At 71.0% G+C, this 25,772-nt stretch carries 17 protein-coding genes and 1 tRNA gene; 7 read left to right on the top strand and 11 right to left on the bottom strand.

Features of this window, described 5'->3' with window-relative positions:
* Window positions 1-39 precede the first annotated feature (39 nt).
* A complete protein-coding gene (gene hrpB, locus ACFY12_RS22920; RefSeq protein ID WP_390717705.1) occupies window positions 40-2,664 on the top strand; it encodes an ATP-dependent helicase HrpB in 2,625 nt (874 codons plus the stop codon).
* A 267-nt stretch (window positions 2,665-2,931) separates the two neighbouring features.
* Here hrpB and ACFY12_RS22915 read toward each other — a convergent pair whose 3' ends face one another.
* The 3 genes from ACFY12_RS22915 to ACFY12_RS22905 form a co-directional block, all read right to left on the bottom strand.
* Window positions 2,932-3,957 carry a DUF3068 domain-containing protein gene (locus tag ACFY12_RS22915; protein WP_390717704.1) on the bottom strand — a complete coding sequence of 342 codons (1,026 nt, stop codon included), beginning with the start codon at window positions 3,955-3,957 and terminating at the stop codon, window positions 2,932-2,934.
* Window positions 3,958-3,975: 18 nt separating this feature from the next.
* Entirely contained in the window at window positions 3,976-4,110 is a 135-nt protein-coding gene (locus tag ACFY12_RS22910) for an SPW_0924 family protein (protein WP_390717703.1), read from the bottom strand.
* Between the two features lie 262 nt (window positions 4,111-4,372).
* A complete protein-coding gene (locus ACFY12_RS22905) occupies window positions 4,373-6,322 on the bottom strand; it encodes a lytic transglycosylase (RefSeq protein ID WP_390717702.1) in 1,950 nt (649 codons plus the stop codon).
* A gap of 163 nt (window positions 6,323-6,485) precedes the next feature.
* Here ACFY12_RS22905 and ACFY12_RS22900 point away from each other — a divergent pair, with 163 nt between their 5' ends.
* Entirely contained in the window at window positions 6,486-7,397 is a 912-nt protein-coding gene (locus ACFY12_RS22900) for a DUF4184 family protein (protein WP_390717701.1), read from the top strand.
* A 369-nt stretch (window positions 7,398-7,766) separates the two neighbouring features.
* Here the strand turns inward: ACFY12_RS22900 and polA are convergent, their stop codons facing one another.
* Window positions 7,767-10,505, bottom strand: coding sequence for a DNA polymerase I (polA, locus tag ACFY12_RS22895; protein ID WP_390717700.1), 2,739 nt, complete (start codon window positions 10,503-10,505; stop codon window positions 7,767-7,769).
* 238 nt (window positions 10,506-10,743) lie between these two features.
* On the opposite strand from polA, the gene ACFY12_RS22890 reads away from it, so the two are divergent.
* Both ACFY12_RS22890 and ACFY12_RS22885 read left to right on the top strand, forming a co-directional pair.
* A complete protein-coding gene (locus ACFY12_RS22890) occupies window positions 10,744-13,089 on the top strand; it encodes a molybdopterin-dependent oxidoreductase (RefSeq protein ID WP_390717699.1) in 2,346 nt (781 codons plus the stop codon).
* Window positions 13,090-13,194: 105 nt separating this feature from the next.
* A complete protein-coding gene (locus ACFY12_RS22885; protein ID WP_390717698.1) occupies window positions 13,195-13,662 on the top strand; it encodes a PaaI family thioesterase in 468 nt (155 codons plus the stop codon).
* Window positions 13,663-13,763: 101 nt separating this feature from the next.
* Here the strand turns inward: ACFY12_RS22885 and ACFY12_RS22880 are convergent, their stop codons facing one another.
* Window positions 13,764-14,426 (bottom strand): ANTAR domain-containing response regulator, encoded by a 663-nt coding sequence (locus ACFY12_RS22880; RefSeq protein ID WP_390717697.1) that lies wholly within the window; start codon window positions 14,424-14,426, stop codon window positions 13,764-13,766.
* A gap of 89 nt (window positions 14,427-14,515) precedes the next feature.
* On the opposite strand from ACFY12_RS22880, the gene ACFY12_RS22875 reads away from it, so the two are divergent.
* Window positions 14,516-14,598 (top strand) — tRNA-Leu (locus tag ACFY12_RS22875).
* A gap of 84 nt (window positions 14,599-14,682) precedes the next feature.
* Window positions 14,683-15,471 carry a helix-turn-helix domain-containing protein gene (locus ACFY12_RS22870; protein WP_390717696.1) on the top strand — a complete coding sequence of 263 codons (789 nt, stop codon included), beginning with the start codon at window positions 14,683-14,685 and terminating at the stop codon, window positions 15,469-15,471.
* 50 nt (window positions 15,472-15,521) lie between these two features.
* Here ACFY12_RS22870 and pyk read toward each other — a convergent pair whose 3' ends face one another.
* Both pyk and ACFY12_RS22860 read right to left on the bottom strand, forming a co-directional pair.
* Window positions 15,522-16,958, bottom strand: coding sequence for a pyruvate kinase (pyk, locus tag ACFY12_RS22865; RefSeq protein WP_390717695.1), 1,437 nt, complete (start codon window positions 16,956-16,958; stop codon window positions 15,522-15,524).
* A gap of 176 nt (window positions 16,959-17,134) precedes the next feature.
* Window positions 17,135-17,881, bottom strand: a complete 747-nt coding sequence (locus tag ACFY12_RS22860) for an SIMPL domain-containing protein (RefSeq protein ID WP_390717694.1) — start codon at window positions 17,879-17,881, stop codon at window positions 17,135-17,137.
* A gap of 343 nt (window positions 17,882-18,224) precedes the next feature.
* On the opposite strand from ACFY12_RS22860, the gene ACFY12_RS22855 reads away from it, so the two are divergent.
* Window positions 18,225-18,716, top strand: a complete 492-nt coding sequence (locus ACFY12_RS22855; RefSeq protein WP_390717693.1) for a MarR family transcriptional regulator — start codon at window positions 18,225-18,227, stop codon at window positions 18,714-18,716.
* 354 nt (window positions 18,717-19,070) lie between these two features.
* Here the strand turns inward: ACFY12_RS22855 and ACFY12_RS22850 are convergent, their stop codons facing one another.
* The 4 genes from ACFY12_RS22850 to ACFY12_RS22835 form a co-directional block, all read right to left on the bottom strand.
* Window positions 19,071-20,489 carry a lysine N(6)-hydroxylase/L-ornithine N(5)-oxygenase family protein gene (locus tag ACFY12_RS22850; RefSeq protein WP_390717692.1) on the bottom strand — a complete coding sequence of 473 codons (1,419 nt, stop codon included), beginning with the start codon at window positions 20,487-20,489 and terminating at the stop codon, window positions 19,071-19,073.
* Window positions 20,486-21,898 carry a pyridoxal phosphate-dependent decarboxylase family protein gene (locus ACFY12_RS22845; protein ID WP_390717691.1) on the bottom strand — a complete coding sequence of 471 codons (1,413 nt, stop codon included), beginning with the start codon at window positions 21,896-21,898 and terminating at the stop codon, window positions 20,486-20,488. Before ACFY12_RS22845 ends, ACFY12_RS22850 begins: the two co-directional genes overlap by 4 nt.
* Window positions 21,899-22,124: 226 nt before the next feature.
* Complete coding sequence (gene pepN / locus ACFY12_RS22840) at window positions 22,125-24,791, bottom strand: aminopeptidase N (RefSeq protein ID WP_390717690.1); 2,667 nt, start codon at window positions 24,789-24,791, stop codon at window positions 22,125-22,127.
* 56 nt (window positions 24,792-24,847) lie between these two features.
* Complete coding sequence (locus ACFY12_RS22835) at window positions 24,848-25,735, bottom strand: helix-turn-helix domain-containing protein (RefSeq protein ID WP_390717689.1); 888 nt, start codon at window positions 25,733-25,735, stop codon at window positions 24,848-24,850.
* Between the last annotated feature and the right edge of the window lie 37 nt (window positions 25,736-25,772).

Below are 25,772 nucleotides of genomic sequence, written 5' to 3'. Positions count from 1 at the left end.
GCGGCAGCGCTGTCAGTGGCGGACGGCACACTGGGGGACGTGACCGACCGTGACGCCCTCGCCCAGCTGCCCGTACGGACCGCCCTGCCCGCGCTGCGCACCGCCCTCGACGAGGCCGGCAGCGCGGTGCTGTGCGCACCGCCCGGCACCGGCAAGACGACCCTGGTGCCGTTGGACCTCGCGGGTCTGACCGGCAACGGGCCGCTGCGGCGGGTGCTTGTCGCCGAGCCACGGCGGATCGCGGCCCGGGCGGCCGCACGGCGGATGGCCTGGCTGCTCGGCGAGAGCATCCCCGGCGGGGGCGGCAAGAACATCGCCGACGGGGGTGGTGGCCGGGCGACGGGCAGCAGAGTCGGCTTCACAGTGCGCGGTGAGCGGCGGGTGGGGCCGCACACCGCCGTGGAGGTGGTGACCACCGGCGTACTGCTGCAGCGGCTGCAGCGCGACCCGGAACTGGCCGGGGTGGATGTCGTGGTGCTGGACGAGTGCCATGAACGGCATCTCGACGCCGACACCTCCGCGGCGTTCCTCCTGGACGTACGGGAGACGCTCCGCCCCGACCTGCGACTGGTGGCCGCGTCGGCGACGACGGACGCCGAGGGGTGGGCCGGGCTGCTGGGCGGCTCGGCAGGGCCTGCCCCGGTGGTCGAGGCGGCGGGTGTGTCACATCCGGTGGAGGTGGTGTGGACGCCGCCGGAACGGCCGGTGCGGCCGCCGCACGGCATGCGGGTGGATCCGGCACTGCTGACACATATGGCGGGCGTGGTGCGCCGGGCGCTGCGCGAGCAGGCGGGCGACGTGCTCTGCTTCCTGCCCGGTGTCGGGGAGATCGGGCGGGTCGCCGGGGAACTGGCCGGGGTGGACGCCGAAGTGCTGCAGGTGCACGGGCGGGCACCGGCCGAGGTCCAGGACGCGGTACTGGCGGGCGGGGACGGCGTCCGGCGGGTGGTGCTGGCGACCTCGGTGGCGGAGTCGAGCCTGACCGTGCCGGGCGTGCGGGTCGTGGTGGACAGCGGACTGGCGCGGGTGCCCCGGATGGATCACGCACGGGGGCTGAGCGCGCTGACGACCGTACGGGCCTCCCGGGCGGCGGCCCGCCAGCGCGCGGGCCGGGCGGGGCGCGAGGCACCGGGTGTGGTCTACCGCTGCTGGCCGGAGGGCGAGGACGGGCGGCTGCCGGCGTTTCCCGAGCCGGAGATCAAGGTCGCCGACCTGACGGCGTTCGCCCTGCAGGCGGCCTGCTGGGGCGACCCGGCCGCCGACGGTCTGGCGCTGCTCGACGCGCCGCCGGCGGGTGCGCTGACCGCGGCCCGGGAGGTGCTCACGGCCGTCGGCGCTCTGGACACGGACGGCCGGGCCACGGACCGGGGCGTACGGATGGCCCGGCTCGGCGTGCATCCCCGGCTGGCGCGCGCCCTGCTGGACGGTGCGGCCGAGGTCGGCATACGGCGGGCCGCGGAAGTGGTCGCCCTGCTGAGCGAGGAGCCACCACGGTCGTACGGGGACGATCTGACGACCGCCTGGCGCACGGTACGCCGTGGCGGCGACGCGTACGCCGCACGGTGGCGGCAGGAAGCGCGGCGACTCACGGCAGCGGGACGGCAGGCCGGCGCGGCCGGAAGCACCGACGAGGGCGCGCCCAACGGCGGTGATGACGCCGTCGCCGGCCTCATCGCCGCGCTGGCGTTCCCGGAGCGGGTGGCGCGGGCCCGTGGTGTGGGGAGCTACCTCATGGCATCCGGGACCGGTGCCGAGCTGGCGGGGGCCGGGGCGGGGCCCGGGACCCGGGCCGGGGACGGTTCGCGGCTGCGGGACGCGGGGTGGCTGGCGGTCGCGGTGGCGGACCGGCCGGTGGCGGCGGCGTCGGCACGGGTGCGGCTGGCGGCGGTGATCGATGAGGAGACGGCACGCGTGGCGGCAGGCGCGTTGTACTCCTCGGGGGAAGAGGTCCGCTGGTCGGACGGCGAGGTGATGGCCCGGTCGGTAACCCGGCTGGGGGCGATCGAGCTGGCGTCACGTCCGCTGAGCGCACCCGACCCGGCACTGCTACGGCAGGCCGTGGTGTCGGGCCTTCGGCGGGAGGGCCTCGGTTTGCTGAGGTGGCCACCCGCCGCGGTGGCGCTGCGGCAGCGGATGGCGTTCGTACACCGCGAGTTGGGCGCTCCCTGGCCCGATGTGTCGGACGCGGCACTGCTGGAGCGGGTCGAGGACTGGCTGGGCGTGGAACTGGACAGGGCGCGCCGGCGGTCCGATCTGGAACGGGTGGATGCGGGCCAGGCACTGGCCCGGCTGCTGCCGTGGGCAACAGGAGAGGCGGCCCACTTCGACGCACTCGCCCCGGAGCGGATCGAGGTGCCGAGCGGTTCCCGCATACGGGTCGATTACGGCGGCGAGCAGCCCGTGCTGGCCGTGAAGCTGCAGGAACTCTTCGGCCTGCAGGAGTCGCCCCGATTGGCTCGCGGCCGGGTACCCGTACTGGTGCACCTGCTCTCCCCCGCCGGCCGGCCCGCCGCTGTCACGGCCGATCTCGCCTCCTTCTGGCGGGACGGATACCGTTCCGTACGAGCGGAGTTGCGCGGCCGCTACCCCAAACACCCCTGGCCGGAGGACCCTTCCACCGCCGAACCGACCCGGCACACATCAGCCCGCCTCAATCGCCACTGACCCTCACCACCATCCCAATCCAGAACTCCGGCCCCTCCGGACGCCCTCAGGCCCCTCTGAGGCGGGCCGATGTGCGCCGGCCGGGCCCCTTAAGGGCAATCCCCTACCCACCCCCTACCCACCCCCCACATCGCACCTCCACGCCCCTGAAATCACAGAACGTCACACGCAGCCGGAACAAAATCACGGTGCGTATTCGTTGCCGCAATATGAAGGAGGCACACAGCAGGCACAGGCAACCCACAGGCAACCCACAGGACACAGACTTCAGTCGGCGGGCGTCGGCTGGGCCGGCGACGGGGCCCGACCAGCGATGACGACCCCAGGGCCGGAACGCCGCCGGCTACTCGTGCGGGCACGGCTACGGGCCTCAAGGTACAGCGACAGTGAGAGCAGTACGGCGCCCAGTACGAGGAACCCCCACGGGAGGTAACTGGTGAGCAGCAGGACCAGCCGGCGCTGGGACGCGACAAGGGCGACGGTGGAGTCAACGTAGTCGTCGCGCATCTTCACATGGCCGGCGAACGCGGTGACCTTGCCGCCACCGGGCAGCAGGTAGCCACCGCGCAGCTCTTCCCTATGGATTTCCTGGCCGTTGACCGGAGCACCGGTAGTCGGGTCCACCCAGAACATCCGCTTGGTGGTGTACCACCGCGTGGTGCCCGTCTTCTCGACCGACTCCGGCGTGATGCCCTTGACCGGCAGCTTGCTGGGGAGCGGAACCTTGGTCCACGGGACGGTCTGCTCGAAGTAGTAGACCTCCAGACCTCGGAAGGTGCGGGTGCCCTTGTAGTGGATGGGGGCGGAGGTGCGGGTCTGGGCGTCAAAGTAGGTGTAGTCGCGCTTCTCGGTGAGGAACGGCCACTTGTACTCGATGCCCTCGCGGCGTACGGGGTCGCCGTCAACCATCTCGCCGGTGGCGTGCACGGGTTCCTGGGAGTGCGCGTCGAAGATGTAGCGCTCGGGGACTTCGGAGACCATCGCGCCGTCGGGGCCGACGACGTAGGACAGTGCGTCCCAGACGACGACATCGCGGCCGGCGGTCTTCTCGATGCGGTCGGATGCGGCGACGTTGCCCTTCAGCGTCTGAACGATGGTGACCTTGGGGACCTGCTCGGCCTTCATCGTGCCGTAGTCGATGAGGGTGGCGGGCTTGGCCTCCAGGACCATGTTCTGGTACTGGCCGGGCGGGACCTTGGCGAGCCGGGGGAAGGCGTACCAGCGCATGAGCGGGGACAGCGCGGTGAAGAAGACGGCGAAGGCGAGCAGGATCAGGCTGGCTGTACGGCGCATGGCGGGGGCGCGCCTCCCTCAAGGGTGCTTGGGGACGGTGGTGAGCAGCGGCTTGGGCGAGGTGGTGCCGCTGGGCGCACCGAACGCCGTGATGGCGAAGGTGAGAGCGAATGCCGCGACCAGTCCGACCGCGGCTGCTGTCAGGGCGCGCATGGCCGGCCTCCCGGTGAGCTGATACAGCGTCAGGCGGGGGCACCGTAGCAACGGGTGGGCGAGATGAGAACACGTTGCACCGGAGCAAGGGGAGAGTCAGAGCATCGGGGTGCTCGGAGAGCGGGAGCGTCGGGTGCACCGGGCGTGCTGGTGCGTCTGCGCACCCGGGGTGTGCGGTGGCTGTCGGCCCCTGGCGTGGCACCGCCGTCCTGCCCTGGGCGAGGGGCAGGACGGCGGTCCGGGGAACGGTGGGTCAGGAGGGTCAGGAGGAGGCGGGGGTGATGGGAGTGGTGGGGGTGGTGGGGGTGGTGACCTTGAGGGGGATGGTGAGGGTGGTGTTGCCGTCTGCGGTGGTCAGTTGCAGGAGGAATGTTCCGGTGTGCGTGTCGGTGTAGATCTTGGGGAGCTTGAGCAGGCCGTTGGCGTCCGTGGTGAGGCCGGTGAGGGTACGGGTCGGCTCTTGGCTGTTGTCCGTCAGGGTGCTTGTGCCGGTGGGGTTGCCACCCTTGGGGTCCTTGGAGCCCTTGGGGTCCTTGGAGTGCTTGAAGTAGGGGCCGTGGTTGTTTTCGGTGGGGTGGTCCGGGTCGGCGGTGACCATGGTTGCGGTGAGGGGTACGCCTGCGGCGATCTTGCCCTGGTAGGTCGCCTTGACCTCGATGGCGTCGTCCGCGAAGGCTCGGCCTGCGGTGGCCGTGAGGTCCTTGTCCGAGGTGCGGGTGAGCTGGTCGGCCTTGGGGGTCGGCTTGGGCTGGACGGTGGCCTCGAAGCGGACGGGCGGCACGGTACGGCCGGTGGCCGTCGCCTGGACGGTGAACGTGCCGGTCCTGTCGCCCGCGTGCAGGGTGGGCGCGGTGGCCAGGCCGCCCTTGCCGGTGGCGACGGTGACGGCGGTCGCGCCGCCGGGGAAGCGGGCGTCGGTGGTCGCGGGGAGGGCGAAGCGGACGGGAGCACCGGCGACCGGCTTGCCGGTGGAGTCCTCGGCGCGTACCCGGAGCACGGTGGCGAAGTCGGTGCCGGCGATGGCGGTCAGGTTGTCGTCAGCCGAACCGATCCGCTGGAGGGCGGTGAGGGGGGCGGGTTCGGCGGGCGGCTTGGGGGTGCGGTCAGGGACGGGCGTGGGTTTGGGCGCGGGCTTGGGCTTGGGAGTGGGGGTGTCCGGGCGGGTGGGGGTGCCCGGATCGGGGGTGGCCGGGTTGGCCGGCTTGTTCGGCTTCGGCCCGTCGTGGCGGGGGCGTTCGTCCCGGGTGGTGGAGTCCCGGTGGTGGTCCTTGCGGCCGTCGGGCCGACGGGTGCCGGGACCAGGGACGGTGTGGGTGCCGGGTCCGGTGGCGGTCTCGAGGTGTCCACGTCCGTTGCGGTGCACGGGGAGTACGCCCTTGCCGTCGGGTACCTCGTGGGTGCCGTTGCGGTAGAACGTGTACCAGGACAGCACAGTGCGCAGGTAGTCCCGGGAATTGTTGTAGCCGAGTATCGCCCGGTCCAGGTCCTGCTGGGAGGAGAGGTCGCGGCCGCCGGAGCAGAGGTAGTGGCCGGCGGCGAGTGCGGCGTCGAAGATGTTGTGAGGGTCCTTCTTGCCGTCGCCGTTGCCGTCGGCGCCCCAGCCGGTGCCGTCAGGGCCGTCCTGGGACCAGGTGGAGGGGATGAACTGCATGGGGCCGACGGCGCGGTCGTGGGTGAGGTCGCCGTCGTAGCGCCCGCCGTCGGTGTCGAGGATCTGGGCGAAGCCCTGGCCGTTGAGCTGGGGGCCGAGGATCGGCTGGAGGGTGGTGCCTTCGGCGTCGACGGCTCCGCCACGGGCCTGGCCGGATTCGACCTTGCCGATACCGGCGAGCAGTTGCCAGGGGAGCCGGCAGCCCGGGTCCGAGGCGCTGATCCGGGAGGCGGCGTTCTTGTACGCGGCGAGGACGGTGGCGGGGATGCCGGCCTCGGCGGGGCCGGTGGCGAGGGTATCGCCGTCGCGGGCCCCGGCGCCGGGAGCGGAGTGCCGAGAACCGCCGGGCGGTACGGGGCTGTTGAGGGGCGGAAGGTCGGTGTAGTACGGGGAGCCGCCGTCGATGGGGGTGTCGGCGGGGGGCAGGCCGGGCTGGCGTCCCTTGGCGGCGGCGCTGGTGACGGCCGGCGACTGGGAAGCCGTCAGGGCGGCGAGCACCAGGGCCGCCACGGCCGTCGAGGCCGCTCCCCTACGGAGCCGCCTACGGGATATGGCTGCCATGTGTGGTTCCCCTCCGCGTGGACCGCCGCGCGTTGACGCCGCGTTGTTGTCGTGGTGTTGCGCTCCCCGGCGCTGCCGAACTCCGGCACACTACGACAACTCGGGCCCGGCATCTACCACCTGATCGGTCACATAATGATCCGAATCGATCAAGGAGGAGTGTATGCCGTTCACGCTCAGCCATGCCGCGGCGGTGCTGCCGGTCATGCGGCGGACCGGGGCGGCGCGCGGTCCGCTGGTCGCCTCGGCGCTTGTCGCGGGGGCGTTCGCGCCGGACATGACGTACTACGCGGACTCGGTGGTGCCGGGCGGGATGGAGTTCGGGACGTTCACCCACTCGCTGCCCGGTGCGCTGACGGTGGATGTGCTGGTCACCGTCGCGCTCGTCGCGGGCTGGCTGCTGGTGCGTGAGCCGGTGCTGGCCCTGTTGCCCAGGGCGTGGCGGGGACGGGTGTGCGCATGGGTGCGGGGGCGGCCGTGGCAGCCGCGTGGGGGCCGTGAACTCGCCGTACTGGCCGCTCGGTTCACGGTGTCCGCGGTGCTCGGGTCGGCGACCCATGTGGTGTGGGACTCCTTTACCCACGTGGGCCGCTGGGGCACTCGGCTGGTGCCGGGGCTGGACGGTGTGATGGGCGGTGTGCCGGCGGCGACATATGTGCAGTACGGGACGTCGGCGGTGGCGATGGCAGCGATGGGATGGTTTGTGTGGTCGGCGCTGCGGGGCGGCGGTCTCGGTGACGGCAGCGGTGGCAGCAGTAGCAGCGGTGGCAGCAGTGGCAGCGGCAGAGAGGGTGGCGGTGACGGGGATGGCGATGGCGCGGTGGGCGCGGCCGGGGCCGGTGGCGCCGTTCCGTCGTTGACGGTGGGGGTGCGGTTGCTGCTGAGCGTGCCGCTGGTGCTCTGCGTGCTGCTCGGTGCGGCGCATCGTACGGTGCGGGCGTACGCGGAGTACGGGGAGACGGCGGGCTGGTTCGACTACGTTCCGACCGTGCTGTTCGGTGCGGGTGCTGGCCTCTGCGCGGGGCTGGTGCTGTACGGGACGGCGGTGCGGCTGCTGGTTCGGCGCACGGCCTGAGCCGCCCTGCGGCGGGGACGTTGCGGGGTACGCCGACCGGCGCGGGGCCACACGTATGGGAGCCCCTGCAGCGGGAGCCACCGCCGCGGGGGCCACTGCACGAAGGCCGCCGCCACGGGAGCCACCGCTGCGGGGGCCACCGCACGAAGGCCACCGCCACGGGAGCCATCGGCGCGACCGTGGAGGCAGCACCCAGTACGGCGACGGGTGCGGCCCTCAGTACGGCGACGGACCCGACCCACGGTGCGGCGGCGGGCGCGCCGGCGGCGTCGCCCACCGTCGGCTGAACCGCACCGCCGCGCCCGCCCCTCAGACCTCCGCGTCTGCCCGTCAGGTCCCCGCATCCACCCGTCAGGCCGCCACGTCCGGTCAGTGTGCGGCCGACTCCCAGTCCTTGCCGGAGCCGACCGAGACGTCGAGAGGGGCGCGCAGTTCGACCGCGTCGGCCATTTCGCGGCGGACCAGGTCTTCGACTGCGGAGCGCTCGCCGGGGGCCACCTCGACCACGATTTCGTCGTGGACCTGCAGCAGCAGCCGGGATTCCAGTCCGGCCGCACGCAGTGCCGCGTCGACCCGCAGCATCGCGATCTTGACGATGTCGGCGGCGGTGCCCTGGATGGGGGCGTTGAGCGCCATCCGCTCGGCCATCTCACGGCGCTGGCGGTTGTCGCTGTTGAGGTCCGGCAGGTAGCGGCGGCGGCCGAGCATGGTCTCGGTGTAGCCGGTGGCGCGGGCTTCGTCGACGACCCGGCGAAGGTAGTCGCGGACCCCGCCGAACCGCTCGAAGTAGGTGTCCATCAGCTTGCGGGCCTCGTCGGGCTGGATGCCCAGCTGCTGGGAGAGACCGAAGGCCGACAGGCCGTAGGCGAGGCCGTAGGACATCGCCTTGATCTTGCGGCGCATCTCGGCGTCGACCTCGGTCTTGGCGACGTTGAAGACCTGGGAGGCGACGGTGGTGTGCAGGTCCTCGCCGGAGGTGAAAGCCTCGATCAGGCCCTCGTCCTCGGAGAGGTGGGCCATCACACGCAGTTCGATCTGGCTGTAGTCGGCCGTCAGCAGTGACTCGAAGCCGTCGCCGACGACGAAACCGCGGCGGATCGCCCGTCCCTCGTCCGTGCGGACGGGGATGTTCTGCAGGTTGGGGTCCGTGGAGGAGAGCCGGCCGGTGGCGGCGACGGTCTGGTTGAAGGTGGTGTGGATCCGGCCGTCCGCGGCGATGGTCTTGATCAGACCCTCGACGGTGGTGCGCAGCTTGGCCTGCTCACGGTGGCGCAGCATGATCACCGGGAGTTCGTTGTCGGTCTGCGCGGCCAGCCAGGCGAGGGCGTCGGCGTCGGTGGTGTAGCCGGTCTTGGTCTTCTTGGTCTTGGGCAGACCCAGCTCGCCGAAGAGGACTTCCTGCAGCTGCTTGGGGGAACCCAGGTTGAACTCGTGGCCGGCGGCGGCATGCGCCTCCTGGACAGCCTGCTGTACGGCGCCGGCGAACTGCTGCTCCATCCGTTCCAGCCAGGTCCGGTCGGCGGCGATGCCGGCCCGTTCCATCCGCGCGAGCAGCCGACTGGTCGGGAGCTCCACCTCGCGCAGCAGCTCGGCCGCGCCGACCTCGGCCAGTTTCGCCTCGAAGGCCGTCCCCAGGTCCAGGACGGTGCGCGCCTGTGCCATCAGGGCGTCGGCTTCGGCCTGTTCGTCGGCGCCGAACGCCAGCTGGCCGTCGCCGGGCGCGGCCGGGGCGAGATCGCGGCCGAGGTACTCGATGGACAGGACGTCCAGGGCGAAGGAGCGGCGGCCGGGCTTGACCAGGTAGGCGGCCAGGGCGGTGTCCATGGTGACGCCGTCGATGTGCCAGCCGTGCTCACCGAAGACCCGCATGAGGCCCTTGGCGTTGTGCAGCACCTTGGGGCGGGCGGCGTCGGCGCTCCAGGCGGCGAACGCCTGCTCGTCGGCCTCGTCCAGCTGGGACGGGTCGAACCAGACGGCGGGGCCGCCGGAGGTGGCGAGCGCGACCTCGGCGACGTTTCCGCTGCCCAGGCTCCATACGTCGACGGTGGCCATGCCCAGGGGGCCGGTGCCGTGTTCGGCCAGCCACGGAGCGAGTTCGCCGGCGCCGATGACCGTGCCGTCCACCTCGACACCGGCGGCGGGCGCGGCCTCCTCGGCCGTCTCGGCGGCACCCGGGTCGACGGCGAGGAGCCGGTCGCGGAGGCCCGGGTTGCGGATCTCCAGGGCGTTGAGGAACACCTTGAGGGCCTCGCGGTCGTAGGCCTCGCGGGTCAGCTCCCCGGGGCCACAGGACAGCTCGACGTCACGCACCATCTCCGTGAGGCGGCGGTTGAGCTTCACCGCTTCCAGGTGCTCGCGGAGGTTAGCACCGGCCTTGCCCTTGACCTCGTCGGCGCGCTCGACCAGCTCCGCGAACGAGCCGAACTGGTTGATCCACTTCGTGGCGGTCTTCTCGCCGACGCCGGGGATACCCGGGAGGTTGTCGGACGGGTCGCCGCGCAGCGCGGCGAAATCCGGGTACTGGGCGGGGGTGAGACCGTACTTCTCGAAGACCTTCTCCGGGGTGAACCGGGTCAGCTCGGAGACGCCCTTGGTGGGGTAGAGAACCGTGACGTCGTCGGAGACCAGCTGGAAGGAGTCGCGGTCGCCGGTGACGATCGAGACCTCGAAGCCCTGGGCGGTGGCCTGCTCGGTGAGGGTCGCGATGACGTCGTCGGCCTCGTACCCCTCGACGGCGAAGCGCTTGACCCGCATCGTGTCGAGCAGCTCTCCGATCAGCTCGACCTGGCCCTTGAATTCGTCGGGGGTCTTGGAGCGGTTCGCCTTGTAGTCCGCGAACTCCTCGGACCGCCAGGTCTTGCGGGACACGTCGAAGGCCACCGCGAAGTGCGTGGGCGCTTCGTCGCGCAGCGTGTTCGCGAGCATCGACGCGAAGCCGTAGATCGCATTGGTCGGTTGCCCGGTGACGGTGGTGAAATTTTCCACGGGCAGGGCGAAGAACGCCCGGTATGCCATGGAATGCCCGTCCATCAGGAGCAGGTGGGGACGGCCACCCGCCGCCGCCTCGGTGCCGGTCGCTTCGTTCTTCTTCGCTGCCTTTGCTGCCACGCCCCCGATCCTGCCACGGCCCACTGACAATCCCCGCCGCGACCGCCCCGCGCACGGTCCCGCACCGCACACGGTCCCCCGTACCGCACACGGTCCCGCCCCGCGCACCACTCCGCACACCGACTACGCGCACCACTACGCCACCGCCCCGGACCGTGACAGGATCGGACACGTACGGCAACGATCCGCCATGCCCGCGGCGGAGCGAGCACCAGCTCACGGCTCAAGGGAGAGCGTCATGGCAGGCAAGCCGCCCTCGTCCGACCCCGTCCAGGACGCGCCCCAGGTCAGCGAACCCCAGCACGCCGCCGTCGGGCTCCCGGCCCTCACCCACGCCCTGCGGATCTCGCAGAAACAGATGGGCGTCCGCCGCACCGCCCTGACCCTGCTCCGCGTCAACCAGCAGGACGGCTTCGACTGCCCCGGCTGCGCCTGGCCCGAGCCGGACAAGCCGCACACCGCGGAGTTCTGCGAGAACGGCGCCAAGGCCGTCGCCGAAGAAGCCACCCTCCGCCGCGTCACCCCCGACTTCTTCGCCGCCCACTCCGTCGCCGACCTCGCCACCCGCAGCGGCTACTGGCTCGGCCAGCAGGGCCGCCTCACCCACCCCATGTACCTGCCCGAGGGCGCCGACCACTACGTCCCCGTCCCCTGGGAGCAGGCCTTCGACATCATCGGCGAGGAGCTGACCGCCCTCGACTCCCCCGACGAAGCCGTCTTCTACACCTCCGGGCGCACCAGCAACGAGGCCGCCTTCCTCTACCAGCTCTTCGCCCGCGAATTCGGCACCAACAACCTCCCCGACTGCTCGAACATGTGCCACGAGTCGTCGGGCTCCGCCCTGACCGAAACGCTCGGCGTGGGCAAGGGCAGCGTCCTCCTGGAGGACCTCTACCAGGCCGACCTGATCATCATCGCCGGCCAGAACCCGGGCACCAACCACCCCCGGATGCTCACCGCCCTGGAAAAGGCCAAGGCCGGCGGAGCGAAGATCATCTCGATCAACCCGCTCCCCGAAGCCGGTCTGGAGCGCTTCAAGAACCCCCAGACCCCGCGCGGCCTGGCCGGCGGCGGCACCGCCCTCACCGACCTCTTCCTCCAAGTACGCCTCGGCGGCGACCAGGCACTCTTCCGCGCCTTCAACCGCCGCATCCTCAATACCCCCAGCGCCGTCGACGAAGACTTCATCCGCGAACACACCCACGGCTTCGGGGAGTTCGCACAGCTGGCACGGGGCGGCGACAACGCCGACGGCGGCGGCAGCGGCAGTGACATTGGCAGTGGCAGCGGCAGCGGCAGCGGCAGCGATGACGAGACGCTCGCCGCGACCGGACTCACCCACGAAGAGATCGACCGCGCGCTGGAGATGATCCTCGCCTCCCGGCGCACCATCGTCTGCTGGGCCATGGGCCTCACCCAGCACAAACACGCCGTCCCCACCATCCAGGAAGTCGTCAACTTCCTCCTTCTGCGCGGCAACATCGGCCGCCCCGGCGCCGGCGTCTGCCCCGTACGCGGGCACAGCAACGTCCAGGGCGACCGCACCATGGGCATCTTCGAACGCCCCGCACCCGCCTTCCTCGACGCCCTGGAGAAAGAGTTCGGCTTCGCACCACCCCGCGAACACGGTCTCGACGTCGTCCGCGCCATCCATGCCCTGCGCGACGGACGCGCCAAGGTGTTCCTCGCCATGGGCGGCAACTTCGTCGCCGCGACACCCGACACCGACGTCACCGAAGCCGCCATGCGGCGCGCCCGCCTCACCGTCCACGTCTCGACGAAACTCAACCGCTCGCACGCCGTCACCGGCACCCGCGCCCTCATCCTGCCGACCCTGGGCCGCACCGAACGCGACCTCCAGGCGAGCGGCGAGCAGTTCGTGACCGTCGAGGACTCCATGGGCATGGTGCACGCCTCCCGCGGCCGCCTCCAGCCCGCAAGCCCCCACCTGCTGTCCGAGACCGCCATCGTCACCCGCCTCGCCCGCCGCGTCCTCGGTACGGACAGCCGCACCCCATGGGAGGAGTTCGGGCAGGACTACGCCACGATCCGCGACCGGATCGCCCATGTCATCCCGGGCTTCGAGGACTTCAACACCAAAGTCGCGCACCCCGGTGGATTCGCCCTCCCCCACGCCCCCAGGGACAGCCGCAGCTTCCCCACCGCCACCGGGAAAGCCAACTTCACCGCCGCGCCCGTCACTTACCCCGCCGTCCCCGAAGGGCGGCTGCTGCTCCAGACACTGCGCTCCCACGACCAGTACAACACCACCATCTACGGCCTCGACGACCGCTACCGCGGCATCAAGAACGGCCGCCGCGTCGTCCTCGTCCACCCCGACGACGCCCGCGAACGCGGCCTCGCCGACGGCGCGTACACCGACCTCGTCAGCGAATGGACCGACGGCAGCGAACGGCGCGCGACCGGCTTCCGCGTCGTGCACTACCCGACGGCCCGCGGCTGCGCCGCCGCCTACTACCCCGAGACCAACGTCCTGATCCCGCTCGACCACACCGCCGACACCAGCAACACCCCCGCCGCCAAGTCGGTCGTGATCCGCCTCGAGAGCCCCCGCCAGAGCTGACCACCACCAGGCCGACCGCGGGCCCCCCGCGCCGAGCGCCCGCTGAGCGGCCTGATAGGAACAGGCACGGATCGATGACGTCACGGGCGAGCGAACGGAGCAGGCATGGGTGAGCAGACCACCACGAAGTTTCCCCAGCAGATCCTCGACCAGTGGGCAGGCCTCGGAGTCGACCTGCCCGCCCTCTTCTCCGCCGGACACCTCGGCGAACGGATGAGCGTCCAGGTCACCGAGGCGGCGCCGGAACGCGTCGTGGGCACCATGCCCGTCGAGGGCAACACCCAGCCCTACGGGCTGCTGCACGGCGGTGCCTCCGCCGTCCTGGCCGAAACCCTCGGCTCCGTCGGCGCGATGCTGCACGGCGGGCCCGCCAAGCTCGCCGTCGGCGTCGACCTCAACTGCACCCACCACCGGGGCGTCCGCTCCGGCCTGGTCACCGGCGTCGCCACCCCTGTCCACCGGGGCCGCTCCACCGCCACGTACGAGATCGTGATCACCGACGAACACGACAAGCGGGTCTGCACCGCCCGCCTGACGTGCATGCTGCGTGACCTCGAGGCCGGCCGCGGCTGACCGGAACGGCCCGCGCACGCCGACACGGCCCCGCGTACGCCCACATACGAGCGGCCCGCACCGATCACCCTCGGTACGGGCCGCTCACGGACACCGCGCGACTACTGGTCCTTCTTCTTCTGCTGCTGCTTCTTCTCCTCGGCGTCCTCGATGACCGCCTCGGCGACCTGCTGCATCGACAGCCGGCGATCCATCGACGTCTTCTGGATCCACCGGAACGCGGCCGGCTCGGTCAGCCCGTACTGCGTCTGCAGAATGCTCTTCGCGCGGTCCACCAGCTTCCGCGTCTCCAGCCGCTGGGTGAGGTCGGCGACCTCCTTCTCCAGCGTCTTCAGCTCCGTGAACCGGCTCACCGCCATCTCGATCGCCGGTACGACGTCGCTCTTCGAGAACGGCTTCACCAGATACGCCATCGCGCCGGCGTCCCGTGCCCGCTCCACCAGCTCGCGCTGCGAGAACGCGGTCAGCATCAGGACGGGTGCGATGCTCTCCTCGGCGATCTTCTCGGCGGCGGAGATGCCGTCCAGGACGGGCATCTTCACGTCCAGGATCACCAGGTCGGGGCGGTGCTCGCGGGCCAGCTCCACGGCGGTCTGGCCGTCCCCGGCCTCGCCGACGACGGTGTAGCCCTCTTCCTCGAGCATCTCTTTGAGATCGAGACGGATGAGGGCCTCGTCCTCGGCGATCACGACTCGCGTGGTCAGCGGCGGGACGTGCGACTGATCGTCATCGGCGACGGGCTGCTGGGGCTCGGCGGCGCTCACGTGACTCCTCGTTCCGGGCAGGTGGTGCCATTGCAGCCTACCTAGAGGCAGCCACCGGCACGCACACGGTAGGGTGTCTCTGGCAACCAGCCGGGTTGGTGGAACGGTATACACGGATGTCTCAAACACATCTGCCTGAAAGGGCATGCGGGTTCGAATCCCGCACCCGGCACCTCTAGGCAAGCGGAGCTTCACGTTCTCGTGAATCGTACGCATTTTCGTTGCGCACGCATGAATCGTCACGCACAGTGACGGTATGAACTTTCACGGCACGGAAGTGCGACAGAAGGCGATCAGCGAGCTCCGCGCGGGGGCGAGAAACGCAGATGTGGCCCACGCTTTGGGCGTTCCACTCGGCACCATCAGTTACTGGCGGCACATGGACCGCTCCAAGCGCGGCGAGTGTCCCGGCGCCCACAACCCGAAGTGCCCGCGATGCGATGGACGCGACCTGGACACGACCGCGTACTCCTACCTGCTGGCTCTCTACCTCGGCGACGGCCACATCATCCAGTACTCGGCACACCGCGTACCGAGCCTCATGATCGCGTGCGGTAACGACTGGCCGGGGCTCATGGATGCCTGCGAGGCCGCGATGCGCGCAGTCTTCCCCGACAACTCCGTGTGCCGGGTCCGCAGAACCGGCTGCCACAACGTGAAGGTCTACTCGAAGCACTTATGGTGCATGTTCCCTCAGCACGGCGAGGGAAAGAAACACGAGCGGTCAATCACCCTCGAAGCCTGGCAGCAGCGGATCGTGGATGAACACCCCTGGGATTTCCTCCGCGGGCTCATCCACTCCGATGGCTGTCGCATCACCAACTGGACGACGCGGATGGTCGGCGGCGAGCGTAAACGCTACGAGTATCCGCGGTACTTCTTCAGCAACAAGTCCGACGACATTCGGCGGCTCTTCTCGGACACGTTGACCAAGGTCGGCGTCGAGTGGACGACCCTCGCGCGTGGCAGCGACCCGTTCAATATCTCCGTGGCCCGCAAAGCCTCTGTGGCGCTCATGGATCAACACATCGGGCCGAAGTACTGACGGGGACGGCAGTCAGTTCCTCGGCCCAGGGGAGCGTGGTGCGGGTGGGGCTAGGGGTGGATCTCGTCCTCGCCGATGTGGTGGACGCGGACGAGGTTGGTGGAGCCGGGGACGCCGGGTGGGGAGCCGGCGGTGATGATGACGACGTCGCCCTTGCGGCAGCGGCCGATCTTGAGGAGCTGCTCGTCGACCTGGGCGACCATTTCGTCGGTGGAGTTGACGGTGGGGCCGAGGAAGGTCTCCACGCCCCAGCTGACGTTGAGTTGGGAGCGGGTGGCGGGGTCGGGGGTGAAGGCGAGGAGGGGGATGGGTGAGCGGTAGCGGGAGAGGCGGCGGACCGTGTCGCCGGACTGCGTGAAGGCGACGAGGAACTTGGCGCCGAGGAAGTCGCCCATTTCGGCGGCGGCGCGGGCGACGGCACCGCCCTGGGTGCGGGGTTTGCTGGTTTCGGTGAGAGGGGGGAGGCCCTTGGCGAGGATGTCTTCTTCGGCCGCTTCGACGATGCGGCTCATGGTTTTGACGGTTTCGGTGGCGTATTTGCCGACGCTGGTCTCGCCGGAGAGCATCACGGCGTCGGTGCCGTCGATGACGGCGTTGGCGACGTCGGAGGCTTCGGCGCGAGTGGGGCGCGAGTTGTCGATCATCGAGTCGAGCATCTGGGTGGCGACGATGACCGGTTTGGCGTTGCGCTTGGCGAGTTTGATGGCGCGCTTCTGGACGATGGGGACGGTTTCGAGGGGCATTTCGACGCCGAGGTCGCCGCGGGCGACCATGATGCCGTCGAAGGCGGCGACGATGTCGTGGATGTTGTCGACGGCCTGGGGCTTTTCGATCTTTGCGATGACGGGGAGGAAGCGTCCTTCTTCGCGCATGATGCGGTGGACGTCTTCGATGTCGTGGCCGCTGCGGACGAAGGAGAGGGCGATGAGGTCGGCGCCGTAGCGCAGGGCCCAGCGGAGGTCGTCCTGGTCCTTTTCGGAGAGGGCGGGGACGGAGACGGCGACGCCGGGGAGGTTGAGGCCTTTGTGGTCGGAGACCATGCCGCCTTCGATGACCTTGGTGTGGACACGGGAGCCGTCGACGGCGGTGACTTCGAGGGTGACCTTGCCGTCGTCGACGAGGATGCGTTCCCCGGTGGTGACGTCTGCGGCGAGGCCCTGGTAGGTGGTGCCACAGAGGTGGCGGTCGCCCTCGACGGACGGTTCGACGGTGATGGTGAACGTGTCGTCGCGTTCGAGAAGTACGGGGCCTTCGCGGAATCGGCCCAGGCGGATCTTCGGGCCTTGAAGGTCGGCGAGGATGCCGACGCTGCGGCGGGTCTCCTCGGATGCCTTGCGGACCCGGTCGAAGCGTGCTTCGTGGTCGGTGTAGGTGCCGTGGCTGAGGTTGAAGCGGGCGATGTTCATTCCGGCGTCGACGAGGGCTTTGATCTGCTCGTACAAGTCGGTGGCGGGTCCCAGTGTGCAGACGATCTTTGCTCGGCGCATGGGTCGACTCTATGGCTTACCGGAGGGTAGGGAACTGTAGTGGGGTGACTGCTCAACAAGCTTTGAATGAAAGGCTGTTGACAAGTATTGGAATGGGCGCGAAGGCGCTCCGATGAGCGGATTTCCGCCCTCGCGCGGTGGTGTCCGAGGCAGTGGAAGTCTTGGGCCGCCGTGTCTCAGAGGGCGGGACGGGTCATCGTAAAGCGTGCGTTGACGGCGGCGTGGACGGTTTGCTGCTGGGGTTCGAGGTCGAGGGCGGGGGCGGATTCCTGGGTGGCGGCGCGGCCGGCCAAGCCGCGCATTCCGGGGGGCGGGGCGAAGGCCTGGTTCTCGGCTCCGAGGTCGGCGATTTCGAGGAGGGCATCGAGGCGGGCACCGAGGGCTTCGGCGTATTCCCGGGCGCGTTGGACGGCGTCGTGGACGGCCTGGGTGCGGGCGGTGCGGTGGGCGGGTGAGTCGGGGCGGAGTGCCCACCAGGGGCCGTCGACACGGGTGAGGTCGAGGTCGGCGAGGCGGGTGGTGAGTTCGCCGAGGGCGGTGAAGTCGTTGAGGGTGGCGGTGTGGATGACGCGTCCGTGGTAGGCGCGGATACGTTCGTTGCGGCCCTTGTCGGTGAGTTGGGGGGTGAGGCTGAAGGCGCCTGTTTCGAGTTTTTCGACGGCGTCTCCGTAGCTCTTGATGAGGGTGAGGGCGTGTTCGTTGCGGCGGGTGAGGTCGGTGAGGGTGGCGTTGCGGTGGGTGCCGCGGGCGCTGAGGGTGACGGTGATGCGGGCGATTTCGGGGGCGACTTCGAGGCGGGCTTCGCCACGTACGGCGAGGCGGGGCGCGTCGGGGGTGCCGTAGGGCAGGGCGGGGGCCGGGGTGGTGTCGACGGGGGTGTCTTCGATGGGGGTGTCGTGATTGGGGTGATGGGGGTCGATCATGGTGGGGCTCCTTCGGTATGGGTGGCCGAAGGGTCGCACATCAGGGCGGCATGGGTGGGAAAAGCGTGGCGGGGCGGGGCGGCCGTGCCGTTACGGCGCCGCCCCCATGCAATACGGCGCCGCCCCCATGCAATAACGGCCTTGGGTGCGATTGACCAGTCGTGCCGATTCGCGGATATCCAGGCTGGCTACCTCGTGGCCGACGACGCAGGAGCCGAGCGCGAGGCCGGCTTTCCGTTCTCTGTCCGGTCACGTGCGTGTCGCCGAATCAGACCTTGACCTCAACTCGACTTGAGTTCTTATGGTCCTGTCACCAGCGATCACTCACGAGAAGGGAACGCACGTGACCAGTCCGCAGACGCAGCAGTCGCCGCAGACCCGGCACCTCACCGACGCCGAACTCGCCGCCCAGCCGGCCGCCTACTGGACCCGACTGGCCTACGAGGCCACCATCGCGTACACCCGAGCCCGGATACGCGAACTCGGCTATTCCCAGCCTCAGTTCTGGCTGCTGCGCAACCTGTCGAAGAACGACCTCTCGCCCGACGGCCACGGCATGACCATCCCCGAACTCCGACAGGCGATGCGCACGTACATCAGGCCCGAGGACGACTTGGAGGCCGAGGCCGCGGACCTCCTGGAACGAGGCTGGCTCACCCGCGACGACGAGGGTCGGCTGCGGATCACCGAGCGGGGAGAAGAGACCCGCGCCTCGTTCCGGCAGCACGTCCCGGCGATCCGTGACGGCATCCACCAGGGCATCGACGACGCCGACTACGTCACCACCCTGAGGGTGCTCCAGCAGATGATCCGGAACACAGATGGCACTCTCTGAAGCCGCGGCGCCTGCCAGCTGAAGCCGCGGCCCCTGCCGGCCGTACCGGCCTTACGGCTGAGGGGCGATAGCGGGGGCTGTTGCCGGCCAGTGACGTGGGAAGGGCCGCACCTTGCTGTCCGAAGTGGTCCGGCCGGGCCGGATGCCGTCGCGGCACATATGCCGAGACCCACCTCGCCATCGCGTGCTTGGTCTCCGACCGATCCGCCCGACGCCCCACCCACCGCAAGCCAAGCACCGAACTCGTCCTTGCCCGGCAGGCAGCCTGCTGATCACCACCAGCCAAACCGCCGGGCAAGCACACCCCGACCTCAATAACCTCAATCGCGCCCAAGGTCGTAAGCCCCCGCGTGATCAGTGGCGTGGGAGGAGGCTGGAGCCCTGGCGGGGGATGGTGTGGGTGCCGCCGGTGGTGGGCTGCTGGAGGCCGAAGGTGGTGAAGGCGGTGCGTTCGGGGAGGGGGTAGGGGGTGGTACCGGTGAGGGAGTTGAGGATGGTGGCGCTGCGCCAGGCGGCGAGGCCGAGGTCGGGGGTGCCCACGCCGTGGGTGTGGGTTTCGGCGTTCTGGACGTGGAGGGAGCCGGTGACGGTGGGGTCGAGGACGACGCGGTGCTGGTCGTCGATGCGGGGGCGTTCGCGGGCGTCGCGGCGTACGTAGGGATCGAGGGCGGCGAGGAGGGTGTCCATGCGGCGTTCGCGGTAGCCGGTGGCGAGGACGACGGCGTCGGTGACGAGGCGGGAGCGGGTGCCTTGCTGGGTGTGGTCGAGGTGGAGTTCGACTTTGGTGGTGCCGACGCGGCCGGCGGTGCGTACGGAGACGCCGGGGGTGAGGGTGGTGTCGGGCCAGCCGCCGTCGAGGGTGCGGCGGTAGAGCTCGTCGTGGATGGCGGCGAGGGTGGCATGGTCGATGCCTTTGTGGAGTTGCCACTGGCCGGGGAGGAGGGCGTCGCGGACGCGTTCGGGGAGGGCGTGGAAGTAGCGGGTGTAGTCGGGGGTGAAGTGTTCGAGGCCGAGTTTGCTGTATTCCATGGGGGCGAAGGCGGGGGTGCGGGCGAGCCAGTGGATGCCTTCGCGGCCGGTGGGGCGGGCGCGGAGCTGGTCGAGGAAGATTTCGGCGCCTGACTGGCCGGCGCCGATGACGGTGAGGTGGTCGGCGGCGAGCAGGCTTTCGCGGTGGTCGAGGTAGTCGGCGGAGTGGATGACGGGGACGGTGGGGGCGTCGGCGAGGGGGCGGAGGGGGACGGGGATGTGGGGGGCGGTGCCGATGCCGAGGACGAGGTGGCGGGCGTGGGTGCGGCCGAGGGCTTGGGCTTCGCCGTCGGCGTCGAGTTGGGTGAAGTCGACTTCGAAGGCGGCGCGTTCGGGGTTCCAGCGGATGGCGTCGATGTGGTGGCCGAAGTGGAGGGCGGGGAGGTTCTCGCTGACCCAGCGGCAGTAGGAGTCGTATTCGGCGCGGTGGATGTGGAAGCGCTCGGCGAAGTAGAAGGGGAAGAGGCGTTCGCGGGTTTTGAGGTAGTTGAGGAAGCTCCAGGGGCTGGCGGGGTCGGCGAGGGTGACGAGGTCGGCGAGGAAGGGGACTTGGAGGGTGGCGCCGTCGATGAGGAGGCCGGGGTGCCAGTGGAAGGCGGGGCGCTGGTCGTAGAAGGCGGTGCGGAGGTCGGTGAGGGGGTGGGCGAGGGCGGCGAGGGAGAGGTTGAAGGGGCCGATGCCGATGCCGACGAGGTCGAGGGGTTCGTCGGACGGGGTGATGGGGTTTTCGGGGGTGGTGGTCATCGGGGGGTGTGGCCTTCCACGAGGGTGAGGAGGGTGGTGAGGTCTCCGGGCTGGGTGTGGGGGTTGAGGAGGGTGGCCTTGAGCCAGAGGCCGGTGGGGGTGGTGGCGCGGCCGAGGACGGCGTGGCCTTCGGTGAGGAGGGTGCGGCGGATGGCGGCGAGGGTGGTGTGGTCGGCGCCGGTGGGGCGGAAGAGGACGGTGCTGAGGGTGGGGCGGGAGTGGAGTTCGTAGCGGGGGTGGTCCTCGATGAGGTCGGCGAGGGTCTGGGCGGCGGCGAGGGTGCGGTCGACGAGGGTGCCGATGCCGTGGCGGCCGAGGGCTTTGAGAGTGACGGCGATTTTGAGGATGTCGGGGCGGCGGGTGGTGCGGAGTGAGCGGTGGAGGAGGTCGGGGAGGCCGGCTTCGGTGTCGTCGTCGGCGTTGAGGTAGTCGGCTTGGTGGGTCAGGGGGGTGAGGGTGGTGGGGTCGGGGACGGCGAGGAGGCCGGCGGCGACGGGTTGCCAGCCGAGTTTGTGGAGGTCGAGGGCGACGGTGTGGGCGCGGTCGAGGCCTTGGAGGGCTTTGGTGTGGGTGTCGCTGAAGAGGAGGGGGCCGCCGTAGGCGGCGTCGATGTGGAGGCGGGCGCGGTGGTGGTGGGCGAGGTCGGCGAGGGCGGGGAGGGGGTCGATGGCGCCGGAGTCGGTGGTGCCTGCGGTGGCGGTGACGAGGAGGGGGCCGGTGTGCGGGGGGAGGTTGGTGAGGCAGGTGTGGAGGGTGTCGGGGGTGAGGATGCCGTTGGGGGTGGGGAGGGTGAGGGGGGCGGGGAGGCCGAGGAGCCAGGCGGAGCGGTGGATGGAGTGGTGGGCGTTGGCGCCGCAGATGACCTGGAGGGGGCGGGTGGCGCCCGGTGTGGTGGCGGCTTCGCGGGCGAGGAGGAGTCCGAGTTGGTTGGACTCGGTGCCGCCGGTGGTGATCAGGGCGTCGGGGGCGGTGGCATGGGGGTAGACGAGGGCGGCGAGGGCGCGGCCGGCGAGGGACTCCAGGGCGGAGGCGGCGGGGGCCTGGTCCCAGGAGTCCAGGGAGGGGTTGAGGGCGGCGGCGGCGAGGTCGGCGGCGGCGGCCAGGGCGAGGGGCGGGCAGTGCAGGTGGGCGGCGCAGTGGGGGTCGGCGGGGTCGGCGGCGCCGGCGGCGAGGGTGTGGACGAGGGTGCGCAGGGCGGTGTGGGCTCCGGTGCCGTCGTCGGGGAGGAGGGGGTGGCAGGCGTCGTGTACGGCGCGGGCGACGGCGTCGGGGCCGCCGGCCGGGAGGGGGCCGGCGCGGTCTTCGGCGCCGGTGGTGAGGGCGTCGAGGACGGTGTCGAGGAGGGGACGGAGTGCGCGGGGGCCGTGGGTGCCGCCTGCGAGGGCGGTGCCGGCAGGGGGCACAGGCATGGGTGTGCTCTTCTGTGTGGGCGTACAGGGAGTTTTCGGACAGCCCGGTCCGCGTCGCCGGGGCGGTTCCCGTGCGGACGAGACGTGAGGCGGCCCTAAGTTACTGTCCCGGTACGTGGTGCACCTATGGGTTGCGGTCATACCACCCGTAAGTGGTACGGGCGCATCGCAGGTGTTCGGGTGCCGCCGGCTGCCGGTCCGGCGGCACTGTCCGTGCGGTGGTGTGTTACTCCCCCTTGGACGCCTCCCCGGGCTCTGTGCCGGCGGCGGTCTGCACCTTCAACGCGCGCCGCAGGTCGTCGAGTTGGTCGGTGAGTTTGCGGCGGAGGGTGGGGGTGAGGCCGGGGTCGGCGAGGCAGGTTTCGCCGAGGCGGAGGGTCTCCGGCTCGACGAAGACCGCGGGGAAGGCGTAACGGCCGGCGGCGTCGGTGAGGGCGGGTCCGCGGGCGGCGGCGAGGGCGGGGATGTCGGTGAAGTAGCGGGCGACGTAGGGGCGGAGCAGTGCGTGGTGTTCGGGTGCCCAGAAGCCGGTGGCGGTGGCGGTGAAGAGGTAGTTGGAGAGGGTTTCGTGCTCGTCGGTGGTGAACAGGGCGTCCCAGGCGGCTTGTTTGGCGGACGGGTCGGGGAGGGCGGCGCGGCAGCGGGCGGCGCCTTCGCGGCCGGTGGCGCTGGGGTCGCGGATGAGTTCGGCGTCGATGGCGGTGCGGAGGGTGTCGAGGGGGGTAGCGCCGAGTGTGGCGAGGCGGCCGAGGATGCGCCAGCGGAGTTCGGGGTCGAGGTGGGGGCCGCCGGGGACGCTGCCGTCGTCGAGCCAGGCCTGGAGGGCGTCGGGGGTGGTGGCGCTGTCGATGAAGGCGCGTACGGCGATGAGGCGGCGGCCGGTGGGGGCGCCGCTGTCGGGGCCTTCGGTGCGGCGGAGTATGTCGCGGCTGAGGGCGGTGAGGGTGGTGAGGGCGGTGTGGCGTAGGGACGCTGGGAGGTAGCGGTCGGCGATCTGGGTGCGGGCGAAGGTGAGGACGCCCTGGAGGATGGCGAGGTCGGTTTCGTGCGGGAGGTGAGTGCGGGCGGCGTCGAGGTAGGCGGTGGGGGCTAGTTCGCCGTCGCGGACCATGTCGCGGGCGGCGTTCCAGACGACGGCGCGGGTGAGGGGGTCGGGGAGGCCGGACAGGGACGTCCGGGCGGTCTGCCAGGAGTGGGGATCGAGGCGGACCTTGGCGTAGGTGAGGTCGTGGTCGTTGAGGAGGGTGAGGGCGGGGCGGGGGCCGGCGGAACTGATGCCGAGGTTGCCGGTGTGCGGGATGTCCGCCTCCAGGCGCTCGCGCAGTACGAGTTGTGCCGGGTCGTCCGGGTTGTGGTCGTACAGGCCGATGGCGATGCGGTGCGGCCGGCTGCCGCCGCCGGGTACGAGGTGGCCGAGGGAGCGTCCGGGCCCGGCCGGGGTGTCGTCCGGGTGGCCGTTCGCGGGGACGCTCGTGGGGACGACGGCACCCGGGCTGCCCTGGTGCTGGATGCCGAGGTGCCAGTGCGTCCCGTCGTGGGTGACGTCCGGGGTGAGGGTGTCCACGCCCGTCGTGCGCAGCCATTGCCCGGCCCAGGTGTGGACGTCGCGGTCGGTGTGGCGGGCGAGGGAGTCGATGAAGTCGGCGAGGGTGGCGTTGCCGAAGCGGTGCCGGGCGAAGTGGTCGTTGATGCCGGCGAGGAAGTCCTCGGTGCCGAGCCAGGCGACGAGCTGGCGGAGTGCGGAGGCGCCCTTGGCGTAGGAGACGCCGTCGAAGTTGAGGAAGGCGGCGGCGGTGTCGGGGACGTCTTCGGGGGCGGGGGCGACGGGGTGGGTGGAGGGGCGCTGGTCGGCGTCGTAGCCCCAGCCTTTGCGGACGACGGCGAAGTCGGTCCAGGTGCCGGTGAAGCGGGTGGCTTCGGCGAGGACCTGGTAGCCCATGTACTCGGCGAAGGACTCGTTGAGCCAGATGTCGTCCCACCATTGGAGGGTGACGAGGTCGCCGAACCACATATGGGCCATTTCGTGGGCGATGACCATGCCGCGGGTCTGGCGTTCGGTGTCGGTGACGGCGGAGCGGTAGATGAATTCGTCTCGGAAGGTGACCAGGCCGGGGTTCTCCATGGCGCCCCAGTTGAACTCGGGGACGAATGCCTGGTCGTAGGAGTCGAAGGGGTAGGGCTCCTCGAAGATCTCGTGGTAGCGGTCGAAGCAGCGGCGGGTGAGGTCGAGGATCTCTTCGGTGTCGGCGTCGAGGTGGGGGGCGAGGGAGCGGCGGCAGTGGAGGCCGAAGGGCAGGCCGGCGTGCTCGGTGCGTACGGAGTGCCAGGGGCCGGCGGCGACGGCGACGAGGTAGGCGGGGATGGGGGGTGTGGGGGCGGCTCGCCAGTGGCCCTCCCCCAGGTGTTCGGTGGTGCCGTTGGCGAGGACGGTCCAGTCGTCGGGGGCCGTGATGTCGAGGGCGAAGACGGCTTTGAGGTCGGGCTGGTCGAAGGCGGCGAAGACGCGGGGGGCGTCGGAGGGGCCGCACTGCGTGTACACGTACACCCGGCCGTCGGCGGGGTCGGTGAAGCGGTGCATGCCTTCGCCGGTGCGGGAGTAGCGCATGGTGGCGTGGACGTGGAGTACGTGCTCGCCTGCGGTGAGGTGCGTCAGGGGCAGCCGGTTGCCGTCCAGGGTCGCCGGGTCGAGGGGGTGGCCGTCGAGGGTGGCGGAGTGCAGGGTGGCGGGCTTGAGCTCGACGAAGGTGTCGCCGCTGGTGCGCGCGGTGAAGTGGATGGCCGTGCGGGAGGCGAAATGCTCCTCGCCGTGCGTGAGGTCGAGGTGGACCTCGTAGCGGTGGACGTCGATCAGCCGGGCTCGGGTTTGCGCCTCGTCGCGCTGCAGTTCGGGCATGGGGTCATGCTGCCGTACGGGGTGCGGGCGGTGCATCGGGATTGCGGGCGGCCCGGTCAGCCACCGGGCCCGGTGATCAACGGTGGGTCGTCCGGCTCGGGGATCCGGGTGGACCAGCCGCCGGGGACGCTGCGGGCCTGCCGGTGGCGGAAGCGGGCGGGGGCGGTGCCGACGCGGCGGGTGAACAGGCGGCTGAAGTAGGCGGGGTCGTGGTAGCCGACGCGGCGGGCCACGGCGGCGACCGGGAGTTCGGTGCCCGCCAGGAGTTCTTTGGCGCGGCCGAGGCGGATGCCGAGGAGGTAGTCCTTGGGGCTGCAGCCGGCGCCGCGGCGTACGGCGGTGCGGAGTTCGGCGGGGGTCATGCCGTGCCGGGCGGCGTGTTCGGCGATGGAGAGGGGCAGGAAGGCGTCGCGGGCGAGGGCCGCCAGGACGGGGTCGCCATCGGCATCGGTGCCGGCGCGGGCCCGGCGCAGGGCGACGAGGAGTTCGTGGACGGCGGCGGAGGTCTCGACCTCCAGGAGGGGGTTGCCGCGGCGGGCGGCGCGGGTGATGCGTCCGATCGCGGCGCGGGCGGGGCCGGTGTCGTCGAGGGGGACGAGGGGGCGGTCGGGCTCGATGTAGCCGAGTTCGGTGTAGGTGGCGGTGGCGGGGCCGGTGAAGTCGACGAAGCTTTCGTCCCAGCCGGTGTCGGGGTCGGCGCCGTAGTGGTGGGGGACGCCGGGGGTGAGCCAGAGCAGGGCGGGGGCGGTGACGGTGCGGCGGCGGCCGTCGGGGGCGGTGAGCCAGCCGCGGCCGGCGCTGATGACGAGGGCGACATGGTGGTCGAGGGTGCGCGGGCCGACGGTGGGCAGGGTGCCGTGCTGGAGACCGACGCCCAGGCAGACCAGGCCGAGCCGGTGGTGCACCGGGCTCGGAGTGAAGTACCGCATCCAGGTGTGGTACACGCCCGGGCCTCCCGTCGGTACGTGGGTGGTGCGGTAC

Source organism: Streptomyces sp. NPDC001339, from assembly GCF_042895955.1.
In the GTDB taxonomy this organism is placed as follows: Bacteria; Actinomycetota; Actinomycetes; order Streptomycetales; family Streptomycetaceae; genus Streptomyces.
Note: the sequence above shows the minus strand (reverse complement) of the source record. Positions and strands in the feature narration are given on the sequence as shown.

What these genes read in the sequence shown, in the direction of transcription:
- ACFY12_RS22915 (WP_390717704.1), bottom strand. Translation starts at nt 3,957, where the DNA reads ATGCGCCGTACAGCCAGCCTGATCCTGCTCGCCTTCGCCGTCTTCTTC.
- ACFY12_RS22910 (WP_390717703.1), bottom strand. Translation starts at nt 4,110, where the DNA reads ATGCGCGCCCTGACAGCAGCCGCGGTCGGACTGGTCGCGGCATTCGCT.
- ACFY12_RS22905 (WP_390717702.1), bottom strand. Translation starts at nt 6,322, where the DNA reads ATGGCAGCCATATCCCGTAGGCGGCTCCGTAGGGGAGCGGCCTCGACG.
- ACFY12_RS22900 (WP_390717701.1), top strand. Translation starts at nt 6,486, where the DNA reads ATGCCGTTCACGCTCAGCCATGCCGCGGCGGTGCTGCCGGTCATGCGG.
- ACFY12_RS22890 (WP_390717699.1), top strand. Translation starts at nt 10,744, where the DNA reads ATGGCAGGCAAGCCGCCCTCGTCCGACCCCGTCCAGGACGCGCCCCAG.
- ACFY12_RS22885 (WP_390717698.1), top strand. Translation starts at nt 13,195, where the DNA reads ATGGGTGAGCAGACCACCACGAAGTTTCCCCAGCAGATCCTCGACCAG.
- ACFY12_RS22870 (WP_390717696.1), top strand. Translation starts at nt 14,683, where the DNA reads ATGAACTTTCACGGCACGGAAGTGCGACAGAAGGCGATCAGCGAGCTC.
- pyk (WP_390717695.1), bottom strand. Translation starts at nt 16,958, where the DNA reads ATGCGCCGAGCAAAGATCGTCTGCACACTGGGACCCGCCACCGACTTG.
- ACFY12_RS22860 (WP_390717694.1), bottom strand. Translation starts at nt 17,881, where the DNA reads ATGATCGACCCCCATCACCCCAATCACGACACCCCCATCGAAGACACC.
- ACFY12_RS22850 (WP_390717692.1), bottom strand. Translation starts at nt 20,489, where the DNA reads ATGACCACCACCCCCGAAAACCCCATCACCCCGTCCGACGAACCCCTC.
- ACFY12_RS22845 (WP_390717691.1), bottom strand. Translation starts at nt 21,898, where the DNA reads ATGCCTGTGCCCCCTGCCGGCACCGCCCTCGCAGGCGGCACCCACGGC.
- pepN (WP_390717690.1), bottom strand. Translation starts at nt 24,791, where the DNA reads ATGCCCGAACTGCAGCGCGACGAGGCGCAAACCCGAGCCCGGCTGATC.